General features: G+C 41.8%; 14 protein-coding genes. All 14 read left to right on the top strand.

Annotated features, from left to right (window positions below; all coding sequences use genetic code 11):
- Window positions 1-46: 46 nt before the first annotated feature.
- The 14 genes from DFP77_RS00795 (at window position 47) to flhA (ending at window position 15,108) form a co-directional block, all read left to right on the top strand.
- Window positions 47-1,909: a hypothetical protein gene (locus tag DFP77_RS00795; RefSeq protein WP_114410400.1), complete on the top strand. Its 1,863-nt coding sequence runs from the start codon at window positions 47-49 to the stop codon at window positions 1,907-1,909.
- 15 nt (window positions 1,910-1,924) lie between these two features.
- Complete coding sequence (locus tag DFP77_RS00790) at window positions 1,925-3,814, top strand: hypothetical protein (protein ID WP_114410399.1); 1,890 nt, start codon at window positions 1,925-1,927, stop codon at window positions 3,812-3,814.
- Window positions 3,815-3,844: 30 nt separating this feature from the next.
- Window positions 3,845-4,147, top strand: coding sequence for an STAS domain-containing protein (locus DFP77_RS00785; protein WP_114410398.1), 303 nt, complete (start codon window positions 3,845-3,847; stop codon window positions 4,145-4,147).
- A 6-nt stretch (window positions 4,148-4,153) separates the two neighbouring features.
- Complete coding sequence (locus DFP77_RS00780) at window positions 4,154-5,863, top strand: fused response regulator/phosphatase (protein ID WP_114410397.1); 1,710 nt, start codon at window positions 4,154-4,156, stop codon at window positions 5,861-5,863.
- Window positions 5,864-5,908: 45 nt separating this feature from the next.
- Window positions 5,909-7,552, top strand: coding sequence for a flagellar hook-length control protein FliK (locus tag DFP77_RS00775; RefSeq protein WP_114410396.1), 1,644 nt, complete (start codon window positions 5,909-5,911; stop codon window positions 7,550-7,552).
- A 116-nt stretch (window positions 7,553-7,668) separates the two neighbouring features.
- Entirely contained in the window at window positions 7,669-8,169 is a 501-nt protein-coding gene (locus DFP77_RS00770) for a flagellar basal body-associated FliL family protein (protein ID WP_114410395.1), read from the top strand.
- A 4-nt stretch (window positions 8,170-8,173) separates the two neighbouring features.
- On the top strand, window positions 8,174-9,148 hold the full coding sequence (fliM, locus tag DFP77_RS00765; RefSeq protein ID WP_114410394.1) for a flagellar motor switch protein FliM: 975 nt from the start codon (window positions 8,174-8,176) through the stop codon (window positions 9,146-9,148).
- A gap of 1 nt (window position 9,149) precedes the next feature.
- Window positions 9,150-9,611 (top strand): flagellar motor switch protein FliN, encoded by a 462-nt coding sequence (gene fliN, locus DFP77_RS00760; protein WP_114410393.1) that lies wholly within the window; start codon window positions 9,150-9,152, stop codon window positions 9,609-9,611.
- Between the two features lie 6 nt (window positions 9,612-9,617).
- Window positions 9,618-10,037, top strand: a complete 420-nt coding sequence (gene fliO, locus DFP77_RS00755) for a flagellar biosynthetic protein FliO (RefSeq protein ID WP_239543980.1) — start codon at window positions 9,618-9,620, stop codon at window positions 10,035-10,037.
- Window positions 10,037-10,771 carry a flagellar type III secretion system pore protein FliP gene (gene fliP, locus DFP77_RS00750; RefSeq protein WP_181858472.1) on the top strand — a complete coding sequence of 245 codons (735 nt, stop codon included), beginning with the start codon at window positions 10,037-10,039 and terminating at the stop codon, window positions 10,769-10,771. The genes fliO and fliP overlap by 1 nt, the downstream gene beginning before the upstream one ends.
- A gap of 2 nt (window positions 10,772-10,773) precedes the next feature.
- Complete coding sequence (fliQ, locus tag DFP77_RS00745) at window positions 10,774-11,043, top strand: flagellar biosynthesis protein FliQ (RefSeq protein ID WP_114410391.1); 270 nt, start codon at window positions 10,774-10,776, stop codon at window positions 11,041-11,043.
- A complete protein-coding gene (locus tag DFP77_RS00740; RefSeq protein WP_258860974.1) occupies window positions 11,043-11,672 on the top strand; it encodes a flagellar biosynthetic protein FliR in 630 nt (209 codons plus the stop codon). The genes fliQ and DFP77_RS00740 overlap by 1 nt, the downstream gene beginning before the upstream one ends.
- A gap of 144 nt (window positions 11,673-11,816) precedes the next feature.
- Complete coding sequence (gene flhB / locus DFP77_RS00735) at window positions 11,817-12,953, top strand: flagellar biosynthesis protein FlhB (protein WP_114410390.1); 1,137 nt, start codon at window positions 11,817-11,819, stop codon at window positions 12,951-12,953.
- Between the two features lie 37 nt (window positions 12,954-12,990).
- Window positions 12,991-15,108 (top strand): flagellar biosynthesis protein FlhA, encoded by a 2,118-nt coding sequence (gene flhA, locus DFP77_RS00730; protein WP_114410389.1) that lies wholly within the window; start codon window positions 12,991-12,993, stop codon window positions 15,106-15,108.
- Window positions 15,109-15,117: the final 9 nt, after the last annotated feature.

The raw sequence follows: 15,117 nt of genomic DNA, 5'->3' as shown, positions 1-15,117 counted from the left end.
TCAAATTGTATTTATACAGCCACTTGGCTCATTGTTAAGGTGAAATATGGCGGGACTGGATAACGGAGACACCAATTTGTCTTTGCCTATTGCTCAAATAGAAAGTGCATTGCATGAATACGCTTATTCCCCCGCGCAAGGCATCACTAAGCTTCGCCAGACATTAATTTCTGTCAAAAATATATCTAAATCACTTCTTTCTTCTCCTTTATACAATCAGAGACTATTGGATCTTTTGTCCGCGGCTGATGGGCTTTTGGCGCAAGATGCGCCTTATAAAAAGGAGTATCATCTTGCTTTTTTGTCTGCTACCGATGCCATTGTTCAAGTAATAATTGGTCGTCAGGTTGATGAAGAACGAGGGACTCAATTAGAGGTTTTGTTGTCTGCTGAAAGAGCTTGCTGGCAAGTTGTGTTGTCTTTTGTTGAGCAGTCCTTCGATGGGCCTTCCTATACAAATTTTGAAGCGCGATTGGGTGAAAGCACAAATTCGACAATCAGTATTGATGCCTATCTTGAAACGCTTTCTCGAATGGGTTCGGTGTCGTTTAAGCTAGATTCTGTCAAAAATTCTGTATTAACAGGGTGTTTTTCGCTGGTAAGTGTGCAGTCTCTTATTTGGCTTCAAGATAAATTCCCTGAGTTACGTTGGAAGGCACTGCCAAAAAGTCACAAAAAATCGGAAAAAGAACTCTACGAATTGAGTTTTTTGCCTTTGTTTCAAAATGTCTCTATGTCACGTGATCTACGTTATCGCTTGTTAGATAGGTTTAATGATCTTTTTAAGGAAAAGTTCTATAAGCGGTTTAGTGACTATTTTAGTTCTGATGTTCCCCTGCTAAGTTCAGCTGACCGTCTTGTGCCTCTGGCAGAGCATCTTGTTCCGATTGATGTGGATGAAGGGCATCATTATCTTTCTATTCGACATGGTGGCTCTGTTTACATTGCTTCTTTTAATGGCGCTGAGTTTTTTTATCTTTCCTGTTTAGGACGTGATTGCCTTGCTTATATTTTATATGAGGTAGAAACGAGCTGTGGTGTATTTGTTTTCGATCGAGAGGATTGTGTAGGTAAGTTTCTTGTGAATGAAGGGGATATCCGTAGAGCAGGAGAACGCTGGTTTTTTTCGATAGATAATAATCATGAGGCAGAGGTTTTATTAGAAATGCCTTTGCTTTCAAAAGATGATGCTTTTTGTCTCTTTCCCTCTAGCATTGATAAAGTCTTGGTGGTTCAACAAGGCGGACACTATTTTGCGATTCCTTATTTTTTTATTCGTACTGTAGAAGCTGTTTCATGCCAAATGCCATCACCTCGTTTATGGAGTAAAAACGTTTGGTTGAATTCATTGAATGAATTGTTGATTGAGCCTTGGCTACTGAATACTGAGCGGTTACCAGAAATATCTAATTGGCAAGAGTCTAAGATAGAAGATTTACCAACTAAGAACGGTTATTATTCTGGAAGCGTTTGTGGCAGGATGTTTTGGATAGAGGCGAGTTTAGTTTCTGCATTGCTTCCTTATCAAACGCCTAGGACTATTATGAGCCGGGTTGAAGAAGGCTATGAGTCTGCTGCTTTACTTGTTCATGATGGTTGTTGCTATGACCGAGTTGTAAATGAAATGCCATTAGACTACAGGCTGAGTTTTTCAACTGATGATTCTGTCTTTACTGTCATTTTAGAGTGGATGGGCGCGTCGATTGCTTTACCTCTGTCTTCATGTAACTGGAGTGCCGCTTTGCCTGAAACTGAATATATTCAGGATTTTATTGCCTTAGATAATATGCAGAATGGTCAGGGTGAAAAGTCTACTTTTTCCTATACTGACTGCAGTGAAATATTGATCAATAAGAAAAACTTTGTGTTCTTTGTTGCTGGCGTTTGGCCATCATTATTATTAGCTTGAAAGTGATTATTGCCTATGAATACACCACATTCACCGTTTGGCGCTCCAAGAAAAGAGCTCATTAACAGACTGCAAAAAGGCGTCGTGGCTTTATTGTTTATGCTATTACTCGCATTTAGTGGAATGTATGTTGCTATCAATATGAGTTTAGAGCAGCAGAGGCAAGAGCAAGCGAAGTTGGATGAGCTTTTAGTATTGACGCATAGTGCGAAGGAGAACTGGCTGCAGTGGTTGTTGTTTGGAAAAGATGTCGATATTAATAGCTCAACTATAAATACAAGTGATTTTTCTCAAGCGCTATTGAGTGAATACCGTTTGATTGAGAGTCGGTTGTCAAGTTTTCCGCTTATAGCAGACGAAAATGTGTCTGACTCTTTCATATTATTGGATGGAATGACTCAAAAAGAATCAGGTGGGATGCTGTTGGCAGAGTCAGATCGCATCGCGGCTTACGCTTCGATTACTCAGTTAAAGGCGCTAAGTGATAAGTTGCAACAAATTAGTGTTGGCCTTGATTATGAGCATCAACTGTTTTCTGAACGTTTAATGTTAGGATGTATTGCTGCATTTATTGTTTTGATGGCGACTTTGTTAATGTTGAGTGTGCGATTTGCGGCTCAGTTGCGTACAGGTTTTTCTAGTTTGCAGGCAGTGTTGGATCATTATAAGCACAGTCACGCTCCTGTGTTAGCGCCTCGAAATGTAGTGGACGAGTTAACAGATATTGGCCACTTTTTTGATAATGAATTGGCATCTCGTGATTTTGATATTCGTCAATCTCAGGAAACGATTAGTTTAGTTGAAAAGGCTTTTGGGCAAGTTGATGAGGCATTCTTTATTACCAATCATGAAGGTGATGTGAGTTGGTTAAGTGCTGGGGCAGAGCGCCTTTGGTTTAAAAATACCTCTTTGTTCGAGTCTATTTTTGGTATCGACTCAGGCCTAGATGACCCTATTGGGGAGCGTATAGCAGATTCAATACTATTGTCTGAAGATGGCGTGGTGTTAACTTTATCGGATGGTATGTACCAGCTAAGTGTGAAGCGCTTTGTTTCAGAGGGTGATGAAGGGGCGGCTAATTTGCAGTGTTTTATTTCAATTAAAGCCAAATCTGAAATGGCTGAGCTTGAGGTGCTGCATCATAGCTTGAAGCTTATGTCTCACGATGTGTGGGATGCCCCTATACGTCCATTGAGAGTATCGTCTCCTTATGCCTCCTTTGCGAAATCATTAGAGCAGACCCGCCAAAATGTCATATCAGCTTTTAATGCGCTGAACACCTTGCCATCACAAACAAAATCGTTAGAAAAAGTTACTAAACTACAACAAATAGCATCCCTAATTGACGAAGAAACAAATCACAATGAACTATCTGCTAATAATGATGTTGCTCTGGTCGATGATTCGATTGCAGAAACGTTTCAAAATGAACTAGGTGATGTTGTTTGGTTATCTGAACAAATAAGGGATTCATTGATATTAGGTTATGAGTTGGTTTTGCAGCGCCTCGCGTTGGTTGAAAAAGATTTGTCTTCTGATGTGTTTTTATTAGGTGATGTAGAGCGGTGGCTTAATGAAGTTAGGGCTGGAGTGTTAACCAGCCTGGCCGCAACGGAAGGTCAAAGCGAGAGTATACGTCATCGTTTTGCTGTTGATTTACAACACGATATTAGCAATGTTCAAAATCAGATAGAGGGGATGAAGTCAATGACGTCATCCACATTGTCTTTGCTGGAATCCGATAGAAGTGTTGGTGTCGCGAGGCTAGATAAAGCAAGACTGTCCGTTAATGAAGTGCTGGAGCGGCTCCACAGTTTGATGGAGAGAGCCACTATCAGTATTTCATCAGCTGCAGATGACGATATTTCTGCAGAAGAATCTAATAGTGAGTGGGGGGCTAAATAAGGCTTTCCATTCACCCTCTAGGAGTAGGCTGTGGTTGAAAGCTTTTTTGATAAAAAATCAGGGTGTTTAACGATCCAAATAGAAGGGCGTTTCGATTACAGCTGCCATAAGATGTTTAAAGAGGCTTTTATTAACGCTGTTGATGTAACTTCTTATGATGTGGATTTGTCTAAAGTAACTTACCTCGATAGCTCTGCTTTAGGGATGTTGTTGTTGCTTAGAGATTATGCTGGAGCTGATAAAGCTAATATTAGATTGATACACGCAAATGGTGCGGTTAACGATATTCTAAAAATTGCTAACTTCCATCGGCTGTTTGTTATTACTGAGTAGTTTTATATGGAACAAGTTTTAACCATATTGATTGCGGATGATAACCCGTCTGATCGCATTTTATTGAAGGCTATTTTGAGTCAACTCGGACACAAGGTTATTGTTGCCATTGATGGTCAAGATGCTATTGATAAATTTGATCCTAAGGCCATTCAACTTGTCTGTTTAGATATTAAAATGCCATTAAAAAATGGTTGGGAGGCCGCTCTTGAAATTCAGCAGATTGCTGGAGACTTGTTTGTTCCTATTGTTTTTCTTTCGGGTGTTTCTGACCCCATAGCCTTATCTAAATGCCTACGTATTGGCGGTATTGATTTCATCTCAAAACCTTATAATCCAGCTCTTATTACGGCGAAATTAAACGCTATAGTGAAGTTGCTCGTAATGCAAAAAACGTTGGAAGAGCAGCGTGATGCAATGAGTTTATACAATGAGCAATTGCTACACGATCAAGAGGTAGCAAAGGTTGTTTACGAGAATATTACCCATTCAAATTGTTTAGAAGACCCCGCTCTCGCAACTATTCACTATGGTACCCAAACCTTTAATGGTGATGTGATCTTGGCTGCTTATAAACCAAACGGTGGGATGCATTTATTATTGGGTGATTTTACGGGTCATGGCCTCTCGGCCGCTATTGGGGCTCTTCCATTAGCAGATATCTTTTTTGATTGGACAAAAAAAGGGTTTCTGATGCGTCAAATTATTCCTGAAATTAATGCACGCCTTAAAAGTATTTTGCCTGCAAATATGTTCTGTAGCGCTGTATTTATCGATGTTAAAGTGAACAATAATAGTATTGAGGTCTGGAATGGTGGGCTACCAGATTTACTATTTTTTTCAGGGTCCTCTCGGCAGCCGATTCGCTTTTCGTCGAAAAACTTGCCATTAGGTGTGCTTTCGCCTGAGGCTTTTGAGTGTCAAATCGATCCTATGACGTTTGTTCCTGGAGATAGGTTGATGGCGTTTTCAGACGGTGTTTATGAGGCCCTGGATTTGTCGGGTGAGATGTTCTGCCATTCAGTGCTTAACCCTCTTTATCAAGGGGAGATAGAAGCAGACAGGGCGACAGATTGGTTGATTGAGCAGTTGAGGAATGAAGGGGTGTTAGAAAACCCTCATGATGATATTTCCTGTTTGAATATTCGTTTAGATACAAACATCGGGATTGATTCGTTAGAGCGTGATGCGCCAAAAAGGCATCATGAGACCCCTGCTAATTTTTCGTTTGAGTATGTCTTATATGCTGACTCGCTTCGCAATACGGATCCACTCCCGTATGTTCTTCAAATACTTACTACAGTGCCAGGTTTAAGTAGCTTCTCTAGTCAGATTTTTATGATCCTTTCTGAATTATATTCGAATGCACTTGAGCACGGTGTGTTACAGCTTAATTCAGTAAAGAAGAGTTCCAGTGAAGGTTTTTCTCAGTATTACGCTGAGCGTGAGCAGCGTTTAAGTGATTTGGTCGAGGGGTATGTTAAAATTTCAGTTAGAGTAACTTCTGATAATAATCAGCGAGTACTTGTTTTGTATGTTGAAGACAGTGGCTCTGGCTTTGATTATCAGAAGGTGAATTACGATATGTCCAATGCAGAGTTGCTTTATAACCGAGGCTTGGCATTATTGGATCAGCTGTGTTCTAAGTTGGAATTCTCTAAGGGAGGGAGCGCAGTGACCGCGCATTATCATTGGCAAGTTGGCTTAATTAATTAGATTGGCCTTTCTATTGCATAGCCCTCTACATTGTCGGAGGAAATTATGCGCACAGACTCAAATTCGGTATTGTCTTTATCTTCAAATGTACCACCTAAAAAGCCTATTTCGACTAAAGCTCCATCTAAGAGTGGTGATGCTTTTGCGAATGACTTTAATAAAGCAAAAGATACCCTTGCTTCTGATAAGGCTTCCTCACGTGGTAATTCCTCTACGTCTACACAGTCATCAGTACCTGAAGCTCAGGCTTCTAGAGCTGACAAAGCAGCTACGACGAAAGAGCCTAAAAAAGATCTTACACCAATAAAGGATCGTTCATCTGATGGAGAGGCTGGGCTTTCCAATCAAGCTGTCGCATCTAAAGATAATGATATTAAAGCAGATGGTAGCGGCAAAAAGTTGCAGGGTGAAGGTGAAGCGACTCCTATTCAAGGGCTTTCTGGTGCTATTTCTGTAGATGAGGAAACTCCTGTTTCAACGCTATCGACTACTAACACTATAAATTCAGATGCTAAATTGGCTGCTGTAGAGGCTGAACCACTAAAAAATATAAATGGTGGGCTTAATAGTAACGAAGCGCTTACTACAGATGCTATGCCTCAAGCTGCATCAGTAATGAAAAGTGAGCAGAGCGTTGATGCAATAAATACATCTGGTGATGCTGCAACAGACGGTGAAAATATTGTCGGTGTGCTTGGGTTAACGCCGGCGGTGGTTGGTGAGGAAGGTTTGACTGCTAAATCTAATTTGGTTGAGCCTTCTGGAGAGATGGTTGATCCTGATTTAGAGGGTGGTGAAAGCTCTCTGTCTTGGGTTTTATCTCAAATGGCTAACCCTGTCACTAAAGCCGCTTCAGACTCTGTAACAGGAGAGGCTGAAATCGATCCATCTAAAGTTGTAAGTGGAGCTGCGGCAGCCGCTGTAGTGGGATCAGTTGTAAATAAAGAGAGTCGCTCAGGAGCGGTTCCCCAGTCTTTGTTAGGGGCTGGAACAGCAACGGCATTAGATGGTGATGCTGTTGATCTTAGTGATACCTTGCTAGCTGACGATGGTGTTCTGTTAAACGAACCAATTGAATTGCGTAAAAAAGAACAGGAAGCCATGATAGGTCGAATGTCCGCGCAAATCGATGGTAGCTTTGCGGATGATAATTCATCTGGCGGTTTAAATAGTTCATTACATAATAACAATGTTAACCGAGCTGCTGTTGTTGCAGCCAATAGCCCAGCGATGACACCTCAAAATAATCTGACAATGAGTCTACCACCGGGCCATCCGGGCTGGGCTAATGAGATGACTCAAAAAGTTGCTTGGATTGCTCGAGATGGTGGCCATACCGCTCATATACGTTTGGACCCACCAGAGTTAGGAAGTTTAACAGTTAAAGTGTCTGTAGACAGTGATTCGAATACTCAAATTAGTTTTATTGCAGCAACGCCCCAAGCAAGGGATTTGCTAGAAGGGCAGATGGGGCGCTTAAGAGATATGCTAGCTCAGCAGGGTATGGATTTGAGTCGTGCTGATGTGGATGTTTCGCAGCAAGATACTTCTGGTGCTCAAGATAGGGCGAATGACGGGGGGAATGGTTCGTCTCAAGGTTTACTCGCCAGCAATGATGAGTTAGAGGATGAGCTGGATCCAAGCAATTTATCTTATGTTTCAGCGTCTGGTGTTGATTACTACGCTTAAACTTTCAAGAAATTGATGGTGCTATGTTTGATTCTTTGTAGAATAGAGTATTGTTCATGCATAAGAGCGCGATAAGCGTTTTGTAAAAGAATTTGATACACCTAAGGTTTATGAATATGGCTGAAGAAGACGGTTTGGATATTGGTGCAGAAGAAGGGAAGTCTGGTGGTAAGAAAAAGCTTATTATCATAATAGCCCTGTTTTTGGTGTTGGTCGGAGGCGGAGCTGGCGCATATTTTTTTCTATTTAGTGGTTCCGATGATTCCGCAGAGTCTGCTGAGGCAGCGTTAGCAAATGAGCCTTCTACATACCTGGCATTAGACCCCGCTTTTACGGTGGATTTCATCGTCGGTGGCAAACAGAGGTATGTGCAGCTTAATATGTCTATTAAGTCCAAAAATGTTGAGCAGATTAATGCTGTAACCCTACATATGCCTTTGATTAGAAACAGTTTGGTACTGCTTTTTTCAAGCCAATCGTTTGATGAATTACAAACCGCTGAAGGGAAGATGGCATTAAAAAATGCGGCCCTTGATGCAATCAATGGCATTCTTGAGCAGGAAACTGGTCAAGGTGGGATTGATGCTGTGTTATTTACTAACTTTGTGATGCAATAAAATTATGTCAGCTCAAGATCTGTTGTCACAGGATGAAATCGATGCCCTCTTACATGGCGCCGATGAAAAACCTACAGAAGAGGATAATCGAGACGCCAATGGCGTGGCGTCGTATGACATCACCAGTCAAGAGCGTATTGTGCGTGGGCGTATGCCCACTTTGGAAATGATTAACGAACGATTTGCTCGTTATACGCGGATTAGTTTGTTTAATATGCTTCGCCGTACTGCTGATGTTTCATCAGGCGGTCTGCAGGTCATGAAGTTTGGTGAATACGTTCATACCCTTTATGTTCCCACTAGTTTGAACTTGGTAAAGTTTCGTCCTTTAAGAAGTACTGCGCTTTTTATTCTTGATGCTAAACTGGTTTTTAAGTTAGTGGATAATTTCTTTGGTGGTGACGGTCGACATGCAAAAATTGAGGGGCGAGAATTTACACCAACAGAAATCCGAATCGTTCAATTAATGTTAGAGCAAGTGTTTGTTGACTTAACGGAGGCGTGGGCTCCCGTATTGAAGCTTGAACTAGAGTACATTAGTTCAGAAGTAAATCCCGCAATGGCGAACATAGTTAGTCCTAGCGAGGTTGTGGTGGTATCCACTTTTCATATTGAGCTAGATGGCGGTGGTGGTGAGCTTCATATAACGTTACCTTATTCAATGATTGAGCCAGTAAGAGAGTTGCTTGATGCTGGTGTACAGAGTGACGTGGATGAAAAAGACGATCGTTGGGGTAAATCTCTTGAGCAAGATGTTAAAGAGATTGATGTTAATTTATCGGTAAATGTGGCTAATAGAAAGATATCTTTAGGTGAAGTCTTAAAATTTAAAGCGGGTGATGTTATTCCGATAGAAATGCCTGAATTTGTAACCGTTCGAGCGAATGGTGTGCCTACATTTAAAGGCAAGTTAGGTGTGAGTAACGAGCGCTATTCAGTACAAATGGAAGAAAGTTTTAAAACGAAGGTGACGAAGTAGCATGGCAGAAGAACAAAATCCAGACGCAGCAGGAATGGATGAAGACTTAGCTGATGAATGGGCAGCGGCAATGTCTGAGGCTGGTGAATCAGAGGATGGTGAAGGTATTGAAGACGAATGGGCGGCAGCAATGTCAGAACAGAAAGTTGAGCCTGTTAAGTTGGAAACACTTTCGAATCCTGCTGTTCCTAGTGGTGGCGTTGGGTCAGACCTTGACCTAATTATGGATATTCCTGTTGTCCTTTCTATGGAATTGGGTAACACGGAAATTGCGATCCGTAATTTGATGCAACTAACGCAAGGTTCAGTTGTGGAGCTTGATCGATTTGCTGGTGAGCCTCTTGATGTGTTGGTTAATGGAACATTGATTGCGCATGGCGAAGTGGTGGTAGTTAACGACAAGTACGGTATTCGTTTGACTGATGTAGTTAGCCCAAGCGAGCGTATTAGACGACTTAAGTAGTATATATTGAGCTTTTTTTCTTTTGATCGTGTTTTTATCGCCATACTTTGTATGGCGTCTCCGTTTTTGTGCGCCGCTGGTGCGCAAGACATGTCTGTGAGTTCATCTATTTGGAAAGTTGTTCTTTCTCTAATTTTTGTTATCGCTTTTATACCTGCATGCCTTTGGCTAATGAAGCGCTTTCAATTCGCTCAAATGAAGCTTGGCCAATCTGATATTAAAATTATTAGCGCTCAGTCCCTTGGTGCCAAAGAAAAGCTCATGTTGGTTGAGGTTGAGGGTGAGCGCTTGTTAATTGGTGTGACTCCTCAAGCTATTAGTCACCTGCGAAGCTTTCCATCTAAAACAACCTCATTTGCCTCTATGATGAAAGAGGTTGATCGGGAAAAGGCAGCAGCGAACAAAAATGATGGGGATGCCACGTGATGCGTCTTATCTTGCTTTTGTTGCTGGTGATGCCAGGGGGATCTTGGGCTGAGGTAGGCTTGCCGGCAGTGAAAGTTGTCACTAATCCTGACGGCAGTCAAGATTATACGGTTTCATTGCAAATTCTCTTTATTATGACTGCGCTGACTTTGTTGCCAGCGGCTTTGATGATGATGACAGCTTTTACACGGATTGTAGTTGTCTTAGCTATTCTACGTCAGGCGATTGGTTTGCAGCAGACACCATCGAACCAAATTATGATTGGTATGGCATTGTTTTTAACGTTATTTATCATGACGCCGACTTTGGACAGAGTAAATGAAGTGGCTTTACAGCCTTATTTAAATGAAGAAATGACATCGGTTCAAGCCGTTGAAGCTGCTTCTGTTCCTGTTCGGGACTTTATGCTTGCTCAAACAAGGGAGGATGATATTGCTCTTTTTGTTAAGTTGGCAGGGCGAGAAGGAACGATTGACTCCATGGAGACCTTGCCTTTCACTATCTTGATGCCAGCATTTGTAACGAGCGAATTGAAAACCGCTTTTCAGATTGGTTTTATGATCTTTATTCCTTTTCTTATTGTCGATATGGTGGTTGCCAGTGTATTGATGGCAATGGGTATGATGATGCTCTCTCCTATTATTATTTCCTTACCATTCAAGATTATGCTCTTTGTGATGGTTGATGGTTGGTCTATGATTATGGGTACTTTGGCGGCGAGTTTCGGGATTTAGCTATGGACCCTCAGGTAGTTTTAGATCTATATGGACAAGGTTTTTATTTGATTGTCTTAATTGTAGGTGTCGTAATGATGCCTAGTTTATTTGTTGGCTTGATTGTGAGTGTGTTTCAAGCTGCAACGCAAATAAACGAGCAGACCTTATCTTTCTTACCTAGGCTAATAGTGACCATTTTGGTGATTATGCAACTAGGCCCTTGGATTTTGACTAAGCTGATGGACTTCACGACAAGTTTGTTTATTAATATACCTATGATAATAGGCTGATGTTAGAAATTAATCCTGATCAGTTACTTGACCTGACTATCAGCTTCCTTTTGCCTTTTTTCCGTATTGGTGCTTTTTTCATGGCGCTGCCTTTATTTGGCAGTCGACTGGTGAATTCGCGCGTGCGCATATCGTTTTCTTTTCTTGTCGCTGTTATTGTGACGCCAGTTATAAATGTACCTTATTACGATCCTATTTCTCCTGCTTATATTGTTCTAATTGCTGAGCAGTTAGTTATTGGTTTTGTTTTGGGGTTTATCGTCACGATATTGTTTCAACTATTTTCTCTTGCTGGTCAGCTTGCAGCAATGAAGGCGGGCTTGGGTTTTGCTATGTCTAATGATCCTGCAAATGGTATTTCGGTCGCAACACTCGGGCAGTATTACTTGTCTATGGTTGCTCTTGCTTTTTTAGGCACAAATGGTCATCTTGTGATGATAGAGTATTTGGCTGAGAGTTTTAATTATTGGCCGATTGGTAGTGGTTTTGATAGTCAGCGTTATTGGCAGTTAGTATCGCTGGGTGGATGGATGTTTGAAAAAGCATTGCTTATTGTATTGCCGTTGGCTGTTTCTGTTTTGATCATCAATTTATCGTTTGGTGTTGTTGCTAAAGCGTCGCCCAATTGAATATATTTGCGCTTGGCTTTCCAATTATTATGCTATTTTCACTGTTCTTCTTCTGGATTATGCTGGATGATTTCTTAAACATATATTTGCTTTTCTTTGGCGAGTTAATGGATTGGCTGAAGGTGACTTGGGGGGTTCATTTACATGGCTGAAAATGAAGACGGTAGCGAAAAAACCGAAGACGCCAGTAGTAAAAAGCTTCAGGACGCACGTAATAAAGGAAATATCGCCAGATCTAAAGACCTTAGTGCTGCTTTATTGTTAATTGTTGCTGCCGCGACGATTTATGGCACAGGAACGCTTCTTGTTCGAGATCTAGCGGTGTTGTTCGATTTTAATTTTTTGCTTGAAAGAGCTGATGCTTTTGATCTGAGTCGTATGATTTTTCATCTATATGAATCTGTTGTGACAATGATGGATTCAATGGTGGTGTTAATGTCAGTGCTAGCAGTCGCAGGTATTGTTGGCAGTATTGCCTTGGGTGGATTGAACTTTGCGTGGGAACCGCTAATACCGAAGCTAAGCAAAATGAATCCTATTGCCGGGCTTAAGAAAATGTTTTCGGTTCAGTCTTTGGTGGAGCTGCTCAAGTCGATTGCAAAAGTGACGCTGGTGGGGGTTGTGGCCACTTTAGTATTGAATTATTTTTTGCCGGAGACTTTAGGTCTAACTTTTCAGTCAATAGAGTTGTCTATCTCACATGGTATCGACATTGTCATTTGGTCTTTTATCTTTGTTACCCTTGCTTTGGCGCTTATTGCCGCTATTGATGTGCCGTTTCAGGTTTGGTCTCATAAAGAAAAATTGAAAATGACTAAGCAGGAAGTGAAAGACGAATTTAAGCAGCAAGAGGGTGATCCTATGGTGCGAGGGAGAATTCGTCAGTTGCAGCGTCAAGCTGCAATGAACCGAATGATGTCTGATGTGCCAGATGCTGATGTAATTATAACGAACCCTACACATTTCTCTGTAGCGCTTAAATATGATCAAGTCGGTGGGGCTGCTCCTGTACTACTTGCTAAAGGGGGTGATTTTATTGCTCTGAAAATTCGAGAAGTCGGCAATCACTATGATATCCCTGTGATACAATCTCCAGTGTTGGCAAGAGCTGTGTATCACCATACAGAAATCGGTGAAGAAATACCGCAAGGGTTATTTAAAGTAGTAGCTCAATTGCTGGCTTACGTATATCAGTTGCGTAATGCTCGTATGGGGGCGCCGCAACCAGAAGCTATGCCAAACTTAGAAGTGCCTGATGAATTTCAGTGGGACGGTAGTTAATTATGTTTTGTGTATTCTCCTCCATTAAGGATGTCGTGTGAATTTTGACCGCGGTCGACTTACTGGGCAGGTTCAGGGTATTTTTAGTGGGAATCTAGGGATTCCTATTTTGTTATTGTCGCTTTTGGCGATGATGATTCTCCCCATTCCCGCGTTTTTACTAGACGTTCTTTTCACCTTTAATATCGCTTTAGCTATTGTGGTGCTTTTGGTCGCTATTTATTCCATGCGACCGTTAGATTTTGCAGTGTTTCCGACGGTTCTGTTGGTATCGACCTTAATGAGGTTGGCACTGAACGTAGCGTCCACACGTGTGGTTTTGTTAAATGGCCATGAAGGTGGTGATGCTGCCGGTAAGGTAATCCAGGCCTTTGGTGAGGTTGTGATTGGTGGCAACTATGTTGTCGGTTTTGTGGTCTTTGCTATTTTGATGATTATCAACTTTGCAGTTGTTACCAAAGGTGCTGGCCGTATTTCTGAAGTTAGTGCTCGTTTCACTTTGGATGCGATGCCAGGTAAACAGATGGCCATCGATGCTGACTTAAATGCGGGTATGATTGACGCAGATCAGGCCAAGCAACGCAGGACAGAAATTGCTTCCGAAGCAGAGTTTTATGGCTCTATGGATGGTGCTTCAAAATTTGTGAAAGGGGATGCAATTGCTGGGTTATTGATTCTTGGAATTAATATTATTGGTGGTTTATCGATCGGTATGGCCCAGCATGACCTTTCTTTTACGCAAGCTATTGAGCGTTATTCACTCTTAACGATTGGTGATGGTCTAGTTGCTCAGCTGCCTTCTTTGATGTTGTCTACTGCTGCAGCCATCATGGTGACTAGGGTGAATGAGACGGGCGATATGGGGTCGCAAATAGTCCGTCAGATGTTTGGGTCTTCAAAAGCGCTTTATGTTGCTGCTGGCGTGATGACTATTATGGGTGTTGTGCCTGGAATGCCTCATTTCTCTTTTCTCTCCTTAGCGGCTTGTTTGGGTGGGTTGGCGTACTTTTTAGAATTCCGTAAGAAACAAAAGCCAAAACAAGGTGCCAAAAATGCAACGAAGACACCTGCAGAAGGTTCCGCACCAGCAGAGGTGAGGGACTTAAGCTGGGACGATGTGGCTCCTGTGGATATGCTGGGTTTAGAAGTTGGCTACCGTTTAATTCCTTTGGTTGATAAAACGCAGGGTGGTGAATTATTGGCTAGGATAAAGGGAGTGCGTCGGAAATTGTCCCAAGATTTGGGCTTTTTGGTGCCTAGTGTTCATATTCGGGATAATTTGGATTTGATGCCAAATGCTTATAGAGTCACACTGATGGGCGTGAGTTTGGCAGAGGCTGAAGTGCATCCAGATAAAGATTTGGCGATTGATCCAGGTCAAGTCTTTGGGTCTATTGATGGTATCGCTGGTAAGGACCCTTCATTTGGTTTGGATGCCGTTTGGATTGACCCAAAGAAAAGGGATCAGGCACAAACCTATGGTTATACTGTGGTTGACGTTAGTACTGTCGTCGCTACCCATATTAACCAAATAATGCATAAACACGCTTATGAGTTGATTGGTCATGATGAAGTTCAGCAGTTATTGAGTCTATTGAAACAGTACAATCCGAAGTTGGCCGAAGAGTTAGTACCTAATACTGTGCCCTTAAGTGTCTTGCTTAAAGTGTTGCAGAATCTATTGATCGAAGGTGTTCCTCTAAGAGATATGAGGACGATCGCTGAATCGATAATGGGTGTTCAGCCAAAAACCCAAGATCCTATGATATTAACTGCGGCAGTAAGAACCTCCTTGTCACGATTGATTATTCAAACATTGGCAGATGGTGTTGATGAAATTCCTGTATTGACCTTAGAGCCCCAGTTAGAAAAAATGTTAATGCAGACTGTTCAGCAGAGTCAGCAGTCTGGTATTAAAAATGAGGAGGCGTTGATCCTAGAGCCACAGATGGCAGAGCAATTGCAAACCTCTTTGAGGCAGTCTGCAGAGCAGCAAGAGGCGATGGGAAATACACCTATTTTGATTGTTTCTGCACCAATTAGACCCATGTTGGCGCGTTTTATGCGCTACGGTATGGTGAATATGTCTGTACTTTCGTATCAAGAGGTTCCAGACCATAAACGCATTACAGTCGTGGGGGTTATTGGACAATAGCAATTGCCA

The organism is Marinomonas foliarum, assembly GCF_003337275.1.
GTDB classification, from domain to species: Bacteria; Pseudomonadota; Gammaproteobacteria; order Pseudomonadales; family Marinomonadaceae; genus Marinomonas; species Marinomonas foliarum.
This window is presented reverse-complemented; position numbering and strand designations above follow the sequence as displayed.

Coding starts and splice junctions, on each gene's coding strand:
- DFP77_RS00795 (WP_114410400.1), top strand. CDS start 47: ATGGCGGGACTGGATAACGGAGACACCAATTTGTCTTTGCCTATTGCT.
- DFP77_RS00790 (WP_114410399.1), top strand. CDS start 1,925: ATGAATACACCACATTCACCGTTTGGCGCTCCAAGAAAAGAGCTCATT.
- DFP77_RS00780 (WP_114410397.1), top strand. CDS start 4,154: ATGGAACAAGTTTTAACCATATTGATTGCGGATGATAACCCGTCTGAT.
- DFP77_RS00775 (WP_114410396.1), top strand. CDS start 5,909: ATGCGCACAGACTCAAATTCGGTATTGTCTTTATCTTCAAATGTACCA.
- DFP77_RS00770 (WP_114410395.1), top strand. CDS start 7,669: ATGGCTGAAGAAGACGGTTTGGATATTGGTGCAGAAGAAGGGAAGTCT.
- fliM (WP_114410394.1), top strand. CDS start 8,174: ATGTCAGCTCAAGATCTGTTGTCACAGGATGAAATCGATGCCCTCTTA.
- fliN (WP_114410393.1), top strand. CDS start 9,150: ATGGCAGAAGAACAAAATCCAGACGCAGCAGGAATGGATGAAGACTTA.
- fliP (WP_181858472.1), top strand. CDS start 10,037: ATGCGTCTTATCTTGCTTTTGTTGCTGGTGATGCCAGGGGGATCTTGG.
- fliQ (WP_114410391.1), top strand. CDS start 10,774: ATGGACCCTCAGGTAGTTTTAGATCTATATGGACAAGGTTTTTATTTG.
- DFP77_RS00740 (WP_258860974.1), top strand. CDS start 11,043: ATGTTAGAAATTAATCCTGATCAGTTACTTGACCTGACTATCAGCTTC.
- flhB (WP_114410390.1), top strand. CDS start 11,817: ATGGCTGAAAATGAAGACGGTAGCGAAAAAACCGAAGACGCCAGTAGT.